This window comes from Polaromonas sp. P1_G2, assembly GCF_056405515.1.
On sequence record NZ_JBFUBY010001526.1, the window covers coordinates 1 to 388 of the forward strand.

A 388-nucleotide genomic window follows, 5' to 3' on the forward strand; every position below is an offset into this window, starting at 1 on the left:
GGGCCATTCTGCGAGCCGGATCGAGTCCAGATCAGGATCGGGATCGCAAAAATCATCGGTACGAATGTCAGCGCAAGTCCCTTTAGCACGAAACCGACAAAACCGCGATCGTAGGTTTTAGCAGCATCGCGATCGGTGAATTTTGCGCCGAACAATGCTGTGCGATGCACATAACGGGCAAAGAACAGCCATAATATCCCGGTGCCCGCGTTGTTACCGGATCCGATCACGCCAGCGTCACTGAGAGCGCTAAGCACCAGCAAAATCACCACAAAGAATAAATAGACCCACCAATTCGCGGCGATGATGGATACTGTTTTGGAAAGCAACGCATGGTCTCCCAAATAGGGCGAGATATTAAGTACCTTCGGTCTCAGCAGTTGTCCAC

General features: G+C 51.5%; 1 protein-coding gene. It reads right to left on the minus strand.

Going from position 1 to position 388, the window contains the following annotated elements:
* A partial coding sequence (locus AC1D0P_RS31390; RefSeq protein WP_477680297.1) for a hypothetical protein occupies nt 1–388 on the minus strand: 388 nt, incomplete at both ends.